This window comes from Martinezella hainanensis (genome assembly GCF_900094555.1).
GTDB classification, from domain to species: Bacteria; Pseudomonadota; Alphaproteobacteria; order Rhizobiales; family Rhizobiaceae; genus Rhizobium; species Rhizobium hainanense.
In genome coordinates this window covers 111,401-126,749 of the sequence record NZ_FMAC01000007.1, presented here as the reverse complement: position 1 = coordinate 126,749, position 15,349 = coordinate 111,401, and the positions used below count along the sequence as shown (strand labels likewise).

Here is a 15,349-nt window from a genome sequence, read left to right as displayed (position 1 = left end):
TCAAAGCCGACCAGGCCTGCCTTGCCGAAGCGCTGGCAGATTAATACTCTCTAAAATTCATGCCCCACTGCCGCAGCGTAGTGCGACTGGCTTGCCCGAAGCTGTGCCTGAACTTCTGATTGTCGTTGTGTAGGTACAGAATTCCCGGACTGGTCGAAATTCGTCGTGCTGATCGAGCGACAGACGTCGCCCGCCGGGCCGCACGACAAAAGGGCCCCGGAGGGCCCTTCTGATTAAGCCGGCGGAGAATCAGCGCTGGAGGTTGACCAGCACGTCCAAGAGGTCGGAGCCCGTCTGGAAGACCTTGGAGTTTGCCGTGTAGCTTTTCTGTGCCTGGATCATGTCGGTGAGCTGGCCGGCCAGGTCGACATTCGATGCTTCCAGCGAGTTCGACTGGATATAGCCCAGGCCGTTGCTGTTGGCGAAGCTCGTGACGGTCACGCCGGAATCGGCATTGGCCTGATAGACGTTGCCGCTCAAGAGCGTGAGCTTGTCCGGGCTTGCAACGGTTGCCAGCGGGATCTGATAGATCGCCTTCGGGTCGCCGGTCTTGTAGTTTGCATAGACGACGCCGCTCTTGTCGATCGTGACGCCGGTAACGGGGCTTGCCGCCTGGCCGTTGGTCGAACCCGTCGAGCTGAAGTCGCTGGCCTTCTGGGTCATTCCGCTCAGATCCATCGCGATGGATCCGCTCGTCGTTGGATCGGTGATGGTGAACGTCCCGCCGCTCGTCAGATTTCCGCTTGAATCGAATGTCAACGTAGTCGAACCGACTGCATCGGAGGAATAAGGGAATGACGAGGTGCCGGAGGTGCTCGCATCGGCATTGCGATAGACGCTAACCTCCCACTGATCCGTCGCGCCCGTGGTGGAATCGGCAGATTGGGTCTTGGTGTAGTAAACGTCATACATGACGGAGTTGCCGAGCTTATCATAGGCAACAACCGAGCTCTTCTGGGTATCGGAGGTAACCGAGGTCGGATTGGCGCTTGGCAAGGTCGATGCATCCGTAACGGTCGTTGCATTCGAATTGAGGTTGCCCGTGAAAGTGCCTGTCGTCGACGGCGTGCTGGCAAGACCGCTCTGATTGACATTGATCGGCACCAGGCCGTCGAAGCCGTTGACGACGACGGCAGGCGCGCCCGACGCATAGGAGTAACCCATCAGGGTATAGCCAGCGGAGTTGACGAGGTTGCCATTCGCGTCCGGAGTAAAGTCGCCGGCGCGCGTGAGAACCGTCTTGCCGTCGGCGCCCTGCACGACAAAGAAGCCGGAGCCCTGGATCGAGAGATCGCTGCTCGACGAGGTGGAGACCGTATCGCCTTGCTGCGAGACCGAATAGCTGACGTTGGTTTCGACGCTGCCGGAGTTATAGCTGCCGCCGCCCGAAGGCAGGATCAACGACGAAAAGCTGGTGCTTGCCGACTTATAGCCCGTTGTATTGACGTTCGCGATGTTGTCCGACACGGTGCTAAGCTTATTTGCCTGCGCGTTCATGCCGGAAACTGCCGTTTTCATGCTACCAAAGATGCTCATTGGTTCCTCGCACGTTGCTGATGCCGGGATGGTAGCGGTAATGACTTGTGTGAAGCTGGCTTTTTCGTGCGCGTCGCCAGTTTGAATCAGTTCAAAACATTCGACGATCCTTGAGCCGATAAGCGTTCCACATCTTCAATTCGTGGATGGCTCAAGGGTGCGATCCGGATGCTCATATCCTGTGGAGAGCTTCACTTTCCGCGGCAGGCCGCAATAGGCCCTGACAGCCAGGGCCTTGGATGGAGAGGCATCATCAACGGCTTTCGCCTGCCGGAGCTTAGTGCTTTGGCTCAAGTTGGGTATTCGAGCCAGTCGCAGCGGCGCCTTGTGTTGCCGTATCAAGGTCGGCGCGGATGATATCGGCCGTTTTCTCATAATGGAGCTGCAGCAACCGTTCGGCTTCCGCGGTATCCCGATCAAGCACGGCCTTGAGGATACGCGCATGCTCGTCACTGACCTTACGCACGCGAAAGGCCTTGCGGATCGAAAGCGCACGATAGCGGTAGAGCCTATCGGCGAGCTGCTCGCAAAAGCCTATCAACGGTCGCGATCCGCAGCCGCCGATCAGCAGCGCGTGAAAAGCGCGATGAAGCCTTTCCCATTCCGGATTGTCCTCGAAGTGTTCCGGGTTGAGTGAACGTGGGGTGCGCTCCAGCCGGTGATGGGCGACCAGAAGCGCCTCTTCCCAGTCGGGCGTTGCATTCGCCATTGATTCCCGCAGCGCCAGCGTCTCCACCCAACAGCGCGTTTTCGTCAGCTCGTGCAATTCATCCAGGCTGATGGGTTTGACGAAGAAGCCGCGCTGTTCCTTTCCGATGACGAGATCCTCTGTCGTCAGTCGGTTCAGTGCCTCGCGCAAGGGTGTCTGACCGGCATCGTAATGCTCGATCAGAAAGCGCAATTGCAGCTTGCGGCCAGGCTCCAGGCGCGTTGAAAGAATGTCGGCCTTCAGCCGCTCATAGATGCTGGTTGCCAATGTCGCGGGGCTTTCGGCCCCTTTCTTCAGCAAGTTGACGTTCATGGTGCTCTCTGGCTTGCAAATCGCTTTTTATATACACGAGGAAGCGTCGGCACAAAATTTATAAATTTTATCTTTACGGCAAAAAGTTTGTACATTATGAGAGATGTTAACGAGGGAGGATTCAATGAGCGGAGCGAAAAGGGGAGCGACAGGCGCCTTTGCGAGTGGCTGCGCTTGCTGCGGCATTGATATCCACTGTCACGTTGTGCCCGCCCATTTTCCGCTTCCGGCAGGGGGTGCCGCGGTCCGCGGCTGGCCTTCAGTGGTTGCCGCAGATGCCTGCCACGCAACGGTCGTCATCGACGACAAGCCCTATCGCACGGTCAGCGATGCCTGCTGGGTCGCCGAGCGGCGGCTGGAGGAAATGGACCGGACCGGCATCCGCATTCAGGCGCTGTCTCCCATGCCGGAACTGTTCGGTTATTGGATCGAAACGAACGCAGCCCGCGACCTCGTTCGATACGTCAACGATGCGATCGCGGCGATCGTCGGGGAGGGTGAGGGGCGTTTCGTCGGGCTCGGCGGTGTTCCGCTTCAGGATATTGATCTTGCAATTCTCGAATTGCATCGCATCGTCGGCGAGCTCGGCTTTCGTGGAGTTGAGATCGGCAGCAATATCAATGGCGTGCCGATCGGTGATCCTCGTTTCCACCCATTCTTTGCGGAAGCCGAGAGGCTTGGCGCTGCGGTCTTCGTACATGCGGTGCGCCCGGCAGGCATGGACAGGCTGCTCGGGCCGGCGCCGCTTCAGCAGGTGCTCGGCTACCCGACCGATGTCGGATTGGCGGCTGCATCCGTGATTACCGGCGGGCTGCTTCAGAAACTCCCGAAGCTGCGGATCGCCTTCAGTCATGGCGGCGGCACATTTGCCTCGCTGCTGCCGCGGCTGGAGCAGGGCTATTCTGCTTTCCCGGCGCTCAACGAGATCATGACGGAGAGCCCTACTATGCAGGCGCGACGTCTCTATGTGGACTCGCTGGTCTTTGACGCGAACATGCTGCGCCATCTCGTCGCCGTCTTCGGTGAAGAGCGCGTGCTGCTCGGAACCGACTATCCTTTCAATTTCCGTGAGAACGAGCCTGTCGCTCGCATCGAAGAAGCGTTAGCCGATGCAAATCTGCGCGCGCGCCTGACATTTGCGAATGCACGCGCCTTCCTGGGCTTGGACGAGGTTTGATCCTATGACTGAATTTCCTGTCATCGCTTTGCGCAGCGTGGAACTGGGTACGCCCGATCTTGCGACGTCTGTCGACTTTTATACTCGCATCTGGGGTCTCGACGTCGTTGCCGAAATAGGTGGCAAGGTTTTCCTGGCGGCAACCGGCGATGATTTTCATGTGCTGGAACTGAAGCAAAGCGACCGCGCGGAATTGCGCAAGATCAGCTTTCGTGTGAGCACACCAGAAGAGCTAGGATTGCTTTTTGCAAGGACGGTTACCGCGGGTTGCACTGTGCTGCGCGAAATCGGCCCTGCCGACGGGCCTGCGCACGGCGAGCGCTTCGTTATTCGCGAGCCACAAGGCTCGGTGCTGGAATTTGTGTGCGGTGACCGCCGCAAGCAGGGGCGCGTGGTTGCCAACCGGCCGGGGCGTCTCGCTCATGTCAACATCAACAGCAGTCAGATCGAGGCACTTTCGGACTTCTATCGCGATGTCCTGGGTTTCCGCTTGACGGACCGATCGAGGCTCATGGCCTTCCTGCGCTGTAACGACGACCATCATGCGGTCGTGCTGGCTGAAGCGCCGTCAAACGGGCTGAACCATGTCGCCTTCCTGATGCCCGATCTCGAATCCGTCATGCGAGGCTCTGGCCGCGTCGTCGATCACGGCTATCCGATCGGCTGGGGTGTCGGTCGGCATGGGCCGGGCGACAATGTCTTCGCCTATTTTGTCGATCCGCAGGGTGTGGTGATCGAATACACCGCTGAAGTCCTGCAGGTGGACGACGGCTACCGGGCTCGAGGCCCGGAGGAATGGGTCTGGCCACCTGGCCGGACTGACCACTGGGGCATTGCGCCTCCAAAGAGTGACGCCTGCAAGAAGGCGCAGATTTCCATCGGATTTTCCGGCGCCTGATGCGCCCAGTAGACATTTGCAGAGGCATGCCCCGTGAAGAACGACAATGATATTTCGAACCGCTATGATGTGCTGGTGGTCGGGTTCGGCCCGGCTGGAGCCGTGGCCGCTGGCATGCTCGGCGCACGCGGCCATTCCACGCTCGTCGTCGATCGGCTGACCGGCGTCTATGACAAGCCGCGCGCCATCGCGCTCGACCACGAAATCCTGCGCCATTTCGACAATATGGGCATTGCCGACGAGGTGCTTCCCCATGTCGCGCCATTCACAGCATCCCAGCACTTTGGCGCCGAGGGACAGCTCATCCGCCGCATCGACATGGTGCCCGAGCCCTATCCGCTCGGCTACACTCCGAGCATGGTGTTTACCCAGCCTCCCGTCGAGGCCGTCTTGAGGCGCCATGCCGAGAGCTTCGACTGCGTGACGATAGAGCTTGGCACGGAAATGGTCGATCTTGATCCACGGGCGGATGAGGTGGTCGCGACGCTTCAGGATTCGTCCGGCAAAAGTCGCAAGATTGCTGCGAAATATGTGATCGGCTGCGACGGTGCCTGGAGCCGCGTGCGCGAACTGTCTGGAATGAAGCTTGAAGATCTCGTCTTCGACGAGCCGTGGCTCGTGGTCGATGTGCAAGTGCACGAGGCAGCACTTGCCAAGCTGCCGCAGACTTCGGCCCAGTTCTGCAATCCGGCGCGTCCCACAAGCTACATCATGGGGCCGAGGAACCACCGTCGGTGGGAAATCATGCTTCTGCCAGGCGAAGATCCGCGGGAGATGGAAAAGCCCGACAATGTCTGGCGGTTGCTGTCGCCCTGGCTGGCGCCGGAGGAGGGCGAGCTTTGGCGTGCCGCCGCCTATCGTTTCCATGCGTTGGTCGCCGACGAGTGGCGGCGGGGCAGGGTGCTCATAGCCGGCGATGCCGCGCATCAGCAGCCCCCTTTTATTGGACAGGGCATGTGCCAGGGCCTGCGCGATGTTTCCAATCTCGTCTGGCGGCTTGACCGCATCCTGAAGGGACGATCTTCCGAAGCGCTGCTGGACAGTTACACGGTGGAACGCAAGCGGCATGTGCAGGCGCTGACCGGCAAGATCAAGGCGATCGGCCAGACGATCTGCGAACGTGATCCCGTTGCCGCCGCCGCGCGTGACGCCCGTATTCTTGCAGAGGGCGGCGGTCGGCCGATGACCATAACCCGGCAGGAGATCGTCCCGCCCATCGAGGACGGCCTGATCGCCGAGGAAGGCACGCCGGCACGCGGCTTGCTGTTTCCGCAGCCTGCGATCGTCGAAAGTTCGGATCAACGCTTGATGGACACCTTCACCGGGCCGGAATGGCGGCTGGTTCTCGATGGCCGCCAGATCGGCGTGACGGAAGGACAGACACTGGCCGAAGCGATCGACGGGATCGTGGTGAAGGCTGTTGTGCCCAAGGATGCAGACGCAATCGACCCATCGGCACTCCGGGAGAAGGATGGCGTGCTTTCCGCCTGGTTCGACCGGCATGGTGCGGTCGCCGCGCTCGTGCGTCCTGACCACTATGTCTTTGGCGCTGCCCGAAGCGTCGAGGTCCTTCGCCAACAGATCGCCGATCTAAGTACGCGTCTCGCCTGAGGCAGCGTCGGCAATTGCAGTTTTCTTTGAGGTTCTGGGAGGAACATATGTCCGAGTCAACCGCCGATACCACCAGCAAATGGCAACCTTTCGCCGTCCTTATCCTGCTTTTCCTGTTCCAGACGCTGAACTTCTTCGACAAGCTGGTCTTCGGCCTTTCCGCCGTGTCGATCATGAAAGACCTTAGCATTTCGCCGCAGCAGTTCGGCCTGATCGGCAGCAGTTTCTTTCTTTTGTTCTCCATTTCGGGCGTTCTCGTCGGCCTGTTCGCCATCGGCCGCGTCCCCGTCAAATGGATCCTCGTCATTCTCGCCGCGATCTGGTCGATCGCGCAAATCCCGATCTACTTTACCAGCTCGGTGACGGTTCTCGTCGCCTGCCGCATTCTGCTCGGCCTTGGGGAGGGACCGGGATTGCCGACGGCGTTGCATGCCTGCCATAACTGGTTCAGTCCGCAAAAGCGCAGCGTGCCGAGCGCCGTCGTGCTGCAGGGTATCAGCGTCGGTTTGCTCGCCGGCGGGCCGATCCTGACCTATGTGATCGTCAATTACGGCTGGCGTTCGGGCTTCCTCTTTTGCGGGCTGATCGGCGTTGCCTGGATCGTTGCCTGGCTGCTCATCGGCGGTGAAGGGCCGCATGCGGTCGCGGAGAATGAAAAGGCTCGCGCCGTGACGGGAGAGGCCCCTATCCCCGCCCGCAAGCTCTGGCTCGACCCGACCGTCATCGGCGTCATCATCATGTCCACCATGTCCTACTGGATCGTCGGCATGTCAGCCACGTGGCTGCCGCCTTTCCTGCAGCAGGGTCTCGGCTATTCGCAGACTGAGACCGGCTCGATCATTTCGGCCGTCTATATCTTCCAGTCGCCGCTGTTGCTCATCGGTTCGTGGATTGCTCAGCGCATGCTTCAGACGGGCGTGAGTAAGCGTGCTGCCCTCGGCAGTGCTTCGGGCTATGCGCTTCTCGTCAGTGGATTGGCATTGATTGCCTCGGTTCATGTCAGTGGTCCGCTGCAACTGGCGCTGATCGCGATCGCCTTTGCCGCTCCGAGTCTTACGACGATCTACGGCCCGATCACGCTCGGAAGCGTCGCACCCGCTGTCCAGCGCGGACGTTTGATCGTCGTCATCTACTCCGCAAACGCCGTCTCCGCACTCGCATCCAACGCCGTCACCGGCATGATCGTGCAGGCAGCCGGACCCGATCATGTCGCGGCCGGCTATGCAAATGCCATGCTGTTTACGGCCGCAATCCTCATCATCGGCGCAATTTCCGCCTTCGCGCTGATCTTTCCGGATCGCACCATCGAGCGCTTCGACAAGTTGACGCGCTTCACCGATCAAATGCAGCGGGTGTGAACGCACCCGCCACCCAGTCCGACCCCCCTACAGGAGCAAAAACCATGAGACTGTCCACCGTCAAGATCGCCGGCCGCACGACCTGGGGCGTCGTCGAAGACGATCGCTTCCTCGATGCCGGCGCGGTTCTCGCGTCGCGCTATGCCGATCTCAAATCGGCTGTGGCCGCCGGTTTTGCCGGCGTTGCCGAGGCAGCCGCTTCCGCTGTCGCGACGCCGCTCGGCGACATCGAATGGCTGCCGGTCATTCCCAATCCCGACAAGATCCTCTGCGTCGGTCTGAACTATGAAATGCATCGCCAGGAGACGGGACGTGCGGAGGTGGAAAACCCGACGATCTTCGCTCGCTATGCCAATAGCCAGACAGGCCATCTCGCCCCGATCGTGCGCCCGAAGGTCTCGACGGACCTTGATTTCGAAGGCGAGCTGGCGGTCATCATCGGCAAGTCCGGCCGTTACATCGCACGCGACGAGGCCATGCGTTATGTCGCCGGCTATGCCTGCTACAATGACGGCAGCGTGCGTGATTTCCAGCGTCATACGCATCAGTTCACGCCGGGCAAGAATTTCCCCGACACCGGCGCCTTCGGGCCGTGGATGATGACGCCGGACGAGCTTGGTCCGCTACCCGATCTTCGCATTCAGACACGTCTCAATGGGACAGTCGTGCAGGACGCGACCTTCGGCCAGATGATTTTCGATATTGCACGGCAGATCGAATATTGCTCCAGCTTCACGCGGCTGGAGCCGGGCGACGTCATTGTCAGCGGCACACCAGGCGGGGTCGGCGCCAAGCGGCAGCCGCCGCTGTGGATGAAGCCGGGAGATGTCGTGGAGGTGGAAGTCGACAGGCTCGGCGTTCTCAGCAATCCGATCGTCGACGAATTGCGTTAGCTTCTGCTTACCAGTTTCGGCTGTAAGCTGATGGGGATCGGCGAGCCGACAGGTTCCGTCGAAGCATGGGAAGTGGCGCAATCTGCGCCCCTTCAATTTGCCGGGATCGATTGAAATTCTTTCGGGAGGGATGCCATGAAACAGTTCATTGCCTTATGCGCGATCGGATCGCTGCTCGCTTCAACAGCTTTGTCGCAGGAGCAACCCGCGCTTTCGGCTCGCGTCGCCAAGACGCTGACCATTGACGGACTTTCCTTCAAGGATCTCAATCGCAATGGCAAACTTGATCCTTACGAGGACTGGCGCCTGCCGGCTGCCGAGCGGGCTGAAGATCTCATCAGACAAATGACACTGGAGGAGAAGGCCGGCCTCATGATGCATGGCACCGCTCCATCCATCGGCCCCGGTTCCGGCATGGGGGTCGGGACCGAATATGATCTTGTGCGCGCCAAGGAGATGATCGACGGACGCAAGGTCGTGACCTTCATAACGCGATTGGCGGGCGATCCCGCTCGCTTGGCCGAGGAAAACAACAAGCTTCAGGAGATCGCGGAGGCCGGACGGCTGGGGATTCCGGCGTCGATCAGCACCGATCCGCGCAATCACTTCCAGTTCGTACTCGGAGCGAGCGTTTCGGCGGGAGGATTCTCGAAATGGCCCGAGACCCTCGGGCTGGCGGCCATAGGCGATCCGTCGCTCGTCCGGCGCTTCGGCGATATCGTCCGCCAGGAATATCGCGCCGTCGGCATACAGGAGGCATTGTCTCCGCAAGTGGATCTTGCCAGCGAGCCACGCTGGCCGCGCACCAACGGGACGTTCGGTGAGGACGCGCAACTCGCCAAATCCATGGCGGAAGCCTATGTGGCCGGGTTCCAGAATGGCGAAGACGGCATCAACAAGGACAGTGTCGTTGCCGTGGCCAAACACTGGGTCGGTTATGGCGCGGCAAAGGACGGTTACGACAGCCACAACGTCTATGGACGCTACGCGACCTTTCCCGGCAACAATTTTGCTGAACATCTCATCCCGTTCGAGGGGGCCTTCAAGGCGAAGGTCGGCGGCGTGATGCCGACATATTCGATCCTGGATGGCGTGACCCTCGACGGCAAGCCGCTGGAGCCGGTAGGTGCGGGATATAGCAAGCAGCTTCTGACCGACCTGTTACGCGGCCATTATGGCTTCGACGGCGTGGTTCTCAGCGACTGGCTGATCACCAACGACTGCAAGGGAACTTGCCTGGATGGCGAGAAGCCCGGTGTAAAGCCGACCCTAAACGAGGAAACCTTCGGCATGCCTTGGGGCGTGGAGGATTTGAGCCGTGTCGACCGCTTCGCCAAAGCCGTCAATGCCGGCGTCGATCAGTTCGGCGGTGTCACCTCTTCCGATCTTCTGGTGGAGGCGGTGAAGGAAGGAAAGATCAGCGAGCAGCGCCTCGACCAATCCGCAGCTCGTATCCTCGTCCAGAAATTCGAGCAGGGTCTCTTCGAAAATCCCTATGTCGACCCGCAAAAGGCGCAGGCAATCGTCGGCAATGCGGCGTTTTCCGTGGAGGCAACGGCTGCCCAAAGCCGAGCCATGGTCTTGCTCGACAACAAGGCTGGCCTGCTGCCGGTGACGTCAGGCAAGAAGGTGTTCCTCTCCGGCGTCGATGCCAAAATCGCGTCGGCGCGGGGCTTTACTGTGGTGGCCGATGCCAAGGATGCCGACTTTGCCGTGGTACGTCTCAACGCGCCCTATCAGCAGCCGCATATGAACTACTTCTTCGGTTCCCGTCAGCAGGAAGGCGATCTGGATTTCAAGGACGGTAACGCCGATTTCGAGGCGTTCAAGGAGACGGCAAAGCAGGTTCCGACGATCGTTACCGTCTATCTGGCGCGTCCGGCGATCCTTACCGGCATCCGCGAGCATGCCGCTGCGATCCTTGCCAATTTCGGCGCAAGCGACGCAGCCTTGTTCGATGTGATCGAGGGCAAGCAGAAGGCGGAAGGCAAGCTGCCCTTCGAGCTTCCTTCATCGATGGAGGAGGTCCGGATACAGAAATCCGATGTGCCGCACGACACGTCCCACCCGCTCTATCCGATCGGCTATCACATGCAGTACTGATATAGGGCTCATCCGGTTCAAAGGATGCCGGTAATGAAGCGATCGACACGCGTCTCCGGTCTGTAGAGCGCTTTGACCAGGATTGCCGCCAAGATGCCTGTCAGTGCGCCGCCCATGACGTCGCTGATATAGTGCGTGCCGATATAGACCCGCGAGAAGGACACCAGAATGGCGGCCAGAAGGAAGAAAAGGGCGCGCTTCGGCAGCTTGTGCACAAGGAAGGCCGCCGCAATCGCGAAGCTCGCCGTCGCATGATCGGATGGGAACGAAGGATCGCTGGTGCGTTCAATCAAAAGCCGGGTGATTCCAACGTCATATGGCCGGATGCGGTGATCGAAGAGCAAAATGATCTGATTGATCCCAAGCCCGATCAAGAAAGTCAGTCCGGCCGCGATCAGCACGTGGCGCGTTTTTGCCCGTTCGGCGCCGGCCCACCATTGGGCGGCCACGACAAGGACGAGCAATGGGACACCTAGGTTGGAGATAGTGATCACGACATGGTCGAGAAGGCGGTTCCCTGCCAAACTGTTGATCCATTCGGTAATGGCAACGTCGAGTTCGTACATTTGGTCTCCTATCGTGTTCCGATGAGATGCACCAGTTCACTGACATCTGCCTGAAGCCACAACGGGAACTATTAAGCAGGCGGGCGGTTCAGGCCCTCTCGAGACGCTCTCTGAAAACAAGCAGGAACAGACCGGCCATGGACGCAAAAGCCGCGCCTGCGACAAAGGTGCTGTCAGGCCCGATCCATTCCCAGAGGCCGCCGGCAAGAGTGCTGGCGCACAGCAGGGCAATGCCGGAAACAAGATTGAAGACTCCGAAAGCTGTTCCCCGCAGATCGCCTGGAGAGGCGTCCGCAACCAGCGTTGCAAAGATTCCTTGCGTGAAACCCATATGCAAGCCCCAGATCAAAACTCCGAGAGCCAGACCGGGAAGCCCAGGAACAAAAGCCAAGATCAGATCAGCTGCGACCAGGAGTCCGACACCGATCAAAAGCAAGGTGACGCGGTCGACCCGGTCGGCAAGAACGCCCGCCGGATATGCGGATAGAGAATAGACGAAATTCATGCCGATCAGCACAAGCGGAATTAACATGACCGGCATGTCGAGGCTCTGGGCATCGAGTAACAGAAAAGCTTCGCTGAAGCGCGCAAGCGTAAAAATCGCCGCCACCCCCGTCACAAGCCAGTATGTGCTTGGCAGACGCAGGAGATCGGATTTTCGTAGCGGAAATCTCACGCCTTTGTCGCTGTGCGCTTTTGCAGGCTCCTTGACGAAGAAAAGGATGAGGCCGACTGCTACGAAGGCAGGGATGACGGCAATCCAGAAAACCGTGCCGAACTGATCCGAAGTCCACCACATGAGAAGCAGCGCGAGCGCCGGGCCGAGGAAGGCGCCGACCGTATCCAAAGACTGACGCAGTCCGAAGCTTGCGCCGCGAACTTCGGGAGGCGAAATATCTGCAATCAGGGCATCCCGTGGCGCACCGCGAATGCCCTTGCCGATACGGTCGATGAAACGTGCTGCCACAAGCCAGCCGATCGACGGCGCAATCGGAAAAATCGGTTTCGTCAGTGCGGCCATCCCATATCCCAACAGGACCAACAGTTTTCGCTTGCCGAGCCAATCGCTTATGGCCCCAGAGAATACTTTCGTGATCGCAGCGGTGGCTTCCGCGATGCCTTCGATGACACCGACGGAAAGCGCCGAGGCTCCAAGAACAGCCACCATATAGACGGGAAGCAGGGCGTGGATCATCTCGGATGAGACGTCCATGAAGAGCGATACGAAGCCCAGCGCCCAGACGCCGCCGGGTATGGCTGGTGCCGGTCGCCGGCCTTTTGCGGTGACATTGACCATTGGCGGGTCTTTTCGACGCATCTTGTTCAGCCGCCTTTGTTCTCTTCGTTGGCCTCGAAAACCTGGCGCGCGTAATCGTCGAGCAGGGCTTCGCAGGCTTTGAGCTTCTCGGCAGCAGAGTTTGCTAGTTGCGCGCCGTAGAAATCGAGCTTCCTGATCCGCTCAAACCATTCCTGAAGCTTTCTCAGATCGGTATCTTCTTCTTCGAGCTCGGCATAGGTGAATTTCTGCTTCGATATTTCCTTCGCGATTTCCGTCTCGAAGTCGTCACAGCGTCCGATGAATTCCCGATAGAGCTCGTCACGATCTGCATTGAAGCGTTCGATCACTTTGGTGAGCTGAGCGTCGTCGAGAGGCGCCGACTCCAGCAACACGGATTCGCCACCCATCTCGGAGATATCCAGTTCCGACATCTTTAGCCGTCGGAGGTTTTCGTCGGTGCGGGGGAGGAGGCAAACCCCATTCTGGAGATAGATGGCTCCCAAGCCCTTCAGACGCCGCCACAACGCGACCCTTCGGGCTGCAGGCTCCGAGGGCACCTTGTAGGTAAGCAAAATCCATTGATGCAAGACGTTTCTCATTATTGTTACGGTCGTTACATTTCATACATACCACGTCAACCATGAAATGGAACCTTCAATTGAACTTCAGGAGAACTGTCCAGTGGAAGATAGATGCCGCTCTTGCGAGCGACCGAAGAGGGTCAGCGAATGTCTCAGTTCGCCAGCAGTACGGGAATGCTGAGAACGGCCTCTTTTCCAGCTCGCGCGCCGACGACAACGATGCGGAACGGTACGCGCTTTACGACAAGATCGCCCAGAAGCTGCAACACGATGCAGCCGGTCCCATTCGACTATGGGCGGAGGTTCTGGCGATGATCTCGGAAAGTTTGCCGTTAGCGACGCTTGCAGTTCCCCTTCGCTAACGGCGTTTTTTCTTCTGCAGCTGTAGCCCACAGTGCTGAAACGATCGATTTCATCCATTGTCCTTTAGGTTTGTACTTGATGGTATCCTGACCGCGAAGGTAGGAAATGCAGGGTTTCGACGGCGTCAATCTGAGGTCGAGCTAATGTGGCAAGGAACCACGGTTGCGACGATAAAAGACTGGCTTGATCGGGATGCTGAAGCTGTTGTCATCCTCGACGACCCCTTATTCCTCGGTCAAGTGCGCCACCGTAGGTCATGTCTTCATGAGGTTCTTGAGGCCGACGCTGTGGGAGTTGCGCGACGGCGCAACGGCTGCCGGACGCGCGGCTACCTCGCGTGTTCGTAGGCGCAGGATTTTTCGTGAAATCTGGCTGGTATTGACAGTTATCCTCTCTGGGGGGATACAGGAAATCATGACAGAACACGCACATGACACCCATCCCGAGATCGTCAAGCGGCTTAAGCGCGCCCACGGACATCTGAAGAGCGTTATTGCCATGATCGAGGATGGCAAGCCATGTCTCGACATCGCCCAGCAGCTATCTGCCGTCGAGAAAGCGATCGTCAACGCGAAGCGGACACTCATTCAGGATCATCTCGATCATTGCCTCGAGGAAACACTTGGCGCTCTCCCGCGAGACAAGCGCCAATCCATAGACGAGTTCAAGACGATCACGAAGTATCTCTAAGGATATGACCGATTTGTTTGCCTATTTCGGGCTGTTCGTGGCGGCCCTTGGTGCGGCAACGATCCTTCCCATGCAATCCGAGGCGGCGCTTGCAGGGCTTCTTCTGACCGAAAGGTATTCGGCGCTTTGGCTTGTCGTTACTGCCAGCGTCGGCAATATTTTGGGCTCCGTCATCAACTGGATGCTAGGCAGGGGGATCGAACGGTTTCGCGACCGTCGTTGGTTCCCGATCGGTAACGATGCACTCGATCACGCACGGGGATGGTATCGCCGTTACGGGCGATGGTCGCTGCTGGCAAGCTGGGTACCGGTTATCGGCGACCCGATCACCGTTGTTGCGGGCGTGCTGCGGGAACCATTGCTGACCTTCCTACTGTTTGTAACGATCGCGAAGGTTGGGCGCTATGTCGCTCTTGCGCTGGTAACGATTAGCCTGACGTGAGGTGCCTGCACCATAGCGGATGCCCGTCGGATCATGACCCGAAGTGCCTGCTTTGAGCTGCACGACGATCATGCGCCGCCTCTCGATTGCCCGCGACAAATGATCGCTCGAAAGACTTTCGCAATTTAAGATTGGCTGACCTGGTTCGCGGACGACAAGCACATTCTCATAGATGCCACGCCGCTGCGCCAAAGCCGCGAAAATCCGTTGTCAATCACGTTAGACTTTGGATCGGTTACTTGCGCGCAAACCACCGCAGTTCCTACCGGTTGAAATCTCGATCTACTTCGAACATCCAGTGGCGCATATGATCGAGCAAAAGCGCGACGTCATATCGCCATTCCAGTACCAGAAGTTTCAAGTCCATCCTGCCACGCTGAAGACGCAAATCAAGCGCGTGTCTGAGGTTCATAAGTTCGTCGGAGGTCGGTGAATGCCGCAGGGCGCTCCTGAGCCTGGCACCACGGGCCAGGCGCCTGGCAAACAGCTCCAAATCCGATGTTGTGTCCTGGGTCGTCTCGATCATGAATAATCCTCCAAACTGTAAAGTATATCGTAATACGATATAATTCAACGGCGCAGCAGATTTTTGTCGACGCAGGGTCCGGATCCTCGAGCATTGGTGCCCCTATGACCGGCAAAATCATTGACTGGGCGCGGAGACTTTCACGACTTCCGCTCGGGGCGAACCTGGGCATGTTCTGGAAAAGGCCCGAACGGGAAAGCCTGCGGGACAGGGTGGATCAATTGGCCCGTCCGTATCGACAGCCTCACCCCGAAAAGGGATTGGCTGCCGTAGTACGCGATATATCGAAACCGATTACGAAGCGG

14 protein-coding genes are annotated in these 15,349 nt (G+C 58.9%); 8 read left to right on the top strand and 6 right to left on the bottom strand.

What is annotated here, in order from left to right:
- Positions 1-249: 249 nt before the first annotated feature.
- On the bottom strand, positions 250-1,536 hold the full coding sequence (locus GA0061100_RS22055) for a flagellar hook protein FlgE (protein ID WP_075854893.1): 1,287 nt from the start codon (positions 1,534-1,536) through the stop codon (positions 250-252).
- A gap of 277 nt (positions 1,537-1,813) precedes the next feature.
- The gene (locus tag GA0061100_RS22050) at positions 1,814-2,557 is read right to left on the bottom strand and encodes a GntR family transcriptional regulator (RefSeq protein ID WP_075854892.1); all 744 of its coding nucleotides are present in this window, start codon (positions 2,555-2,557) and stop codon (positions 1,814-1,816) included.
- A 124-nt stretch (positions 2,558-2,681) separates the two neighbouring features.
- Between GA0061100_RS22050 and GA0061100_RS22045 the strand changes: the two genes are divergently transcribed.
- The 6 genes from GA0061100_RS22045 (at position 2,682) to GA0061100_RS22020 (ending at position 10,597) form a co-directional block, all read left to right on the top strand.
- Positions 2,682-3,734, top strand: coding sequence for an amidohydrolase family protein (locus GA0061100_RS22045; RefSeq protein WP_075854891.1), 1,053 nt, complete (start codon positions 2,682-2,684; stop codon positions 3,732-3,734).
- A 4-nt stretch (positions 3,735-3,738) separates the two neighbouring features.
- Entirely contained in the window at positions 3,739-4,632 is an 894-nt protein-coding gene (locus tag GA0061100_RS22040; RefSeq protein ID WP_075854890.1) for a VOC family protein, read from the top strand.
- A gap of 33 nt (positions 4,633-4,665) precedes the next feature.
- Positions 4,666-6,243, top strand: a complete 1,578-nt coding sequence (gene mhpA / locus GA0061100_RS22035; protein WP_075854889.1) for a bifunctional 3-(3-hydroxy-phenyl)propionate/3-hydroxycinnamic acid hydroxylase MhpA — start codon at positions 4,666-4,668, stop codon at positions 6,241-6,243.
- Positions 6,244-6,290: 47 nt separating this feature from the next.
- Entirely contained in the window at positions 6,291-7,601 is a 1,311-nt protein-coding gene (locus GA0061100_RS22030; RefSeq protein WP_075854888.1) for an MFS transporter, read from the top strand.
- A 44-nt stretch (positions 7,602-7,645) separates the two neighbouring features.
- Positions 7,646-8,494: a fumarylacetoacetate hydrolase family protein gene (locus tag GA0061100_RS22025; RefSeq protein WP_075854887.1), complete on the top strand. Its 849-nt coding sequence runs from the start codon at positions 7,646-7,648 to the stop codon at positions 8,492-8,494.
- Between the two features lie 135 nt (positions 8,495-8,629).
- Positions 8,630-10,597 carry a glycoside hydrolase family 3 protein gene (locus GA0061100_RS22020; RefSeq protein ID WP_075854886.1) on the top strand — a complete coding sequence of 656 codons (1,968 nt, stop codon included), beginning with the start codon at positions 8,630-8,632 and terminating at the stop codon, positions 10,595-10,597.
- Between the two features lie 17 nt (positions 10,598-10,614).
- On the opposite strand, the gene GA0061100_RS22015 is transcribed toward GA0061100_RS22020, so the two are convergent.
- From GA0061100_RS22015 to GA0061100_RS22005, 3 genes are all read right to left on the bottom strand, one after another.
- Positions 10,615-11,163 carry a phosphatase PAP2 family protein gene (locus GA0061100_RS22015; RefSeq protein ID WP_075854885.1) on the bottom strand — a complete coding sequence of 183 codons (549 nt, stop codon included), beginning with the start codon at positions 11,161-11,163 and terminating at the stop codon, positions 10,615-10,617.
- An 88-nt stretch (positions 11,164-11,251) separates the two neighbouring features.
- Positions 11,252-12,460: an MFS transporter gene (locus GA0061100_RS22010; protein WP_075854884.1), complete on the bottom strand. Its 1,209-nt coding sequence runs from the start codon at positions 12,458-12,460 to the stop codon at positions 11,252-11,254.
- Positions 12,461-12,486: 26 nt separating this feature from the next.
- Positions 12,487-13,041 (bottom strand): Chromate resistance protein ChrB, encoded by a 555-nt coding sequence (locus tag GA0061100_RS22005; RefSeq protein WP_075854883.1) that lies wholly within the window; start codon positions 13,039-13,041, stop codon positions 12,487-12,489.
- A 759-nt stretch (positions 13,042-13,800) separates the two neighbouring features.
- Between GA0061100_RS22005 and GA0061100_RS21995 the strand changes: the two genes are divergently transcribed.
- Both GA0061100_RS21995 and GA0061100_RS21990 read left to right on the top strand, forming a co-directional pair.
- Positions 13,801-14,076, top strand: coding sequence for a metal-sensing transcriptional repressor (locus GA0061100_RS21995; protein WP_075855109.1), 276 nt, complete (start codon positions 13,801-13,803; stop codon positions 14,074-14,076).
- 4 nt (positions 14,077-14,080) lie between these two features.
- Entirely contained in the window at positions 14,081-14,518 is a 438-nt protein-coding gene (locus GA0061100_RS21990) for a YqaA family protein (RefSeq protein ID WP_075854881.1), read from the top strand.
- A gap of 262 nt (positions 14,519-14,780) precedes the next feature.
- Here GA0061100_RS21990 and GA0061100_RS21985 read toward each other — a convergent pair whose 3' ends face one another.
- Positions 14,781-15,044 (bottom strand): hypothetical protein, encoded by a 264-nt coding sequence (locus GA0061100_RS21985; protein WP_075854880.1) that lies wholly within the window; start codon positions 15,042-15,044, stop codon positions 14,781-14,783.
- Positions 15,045-15,349 lie beyond the last annotated feature (305 nt).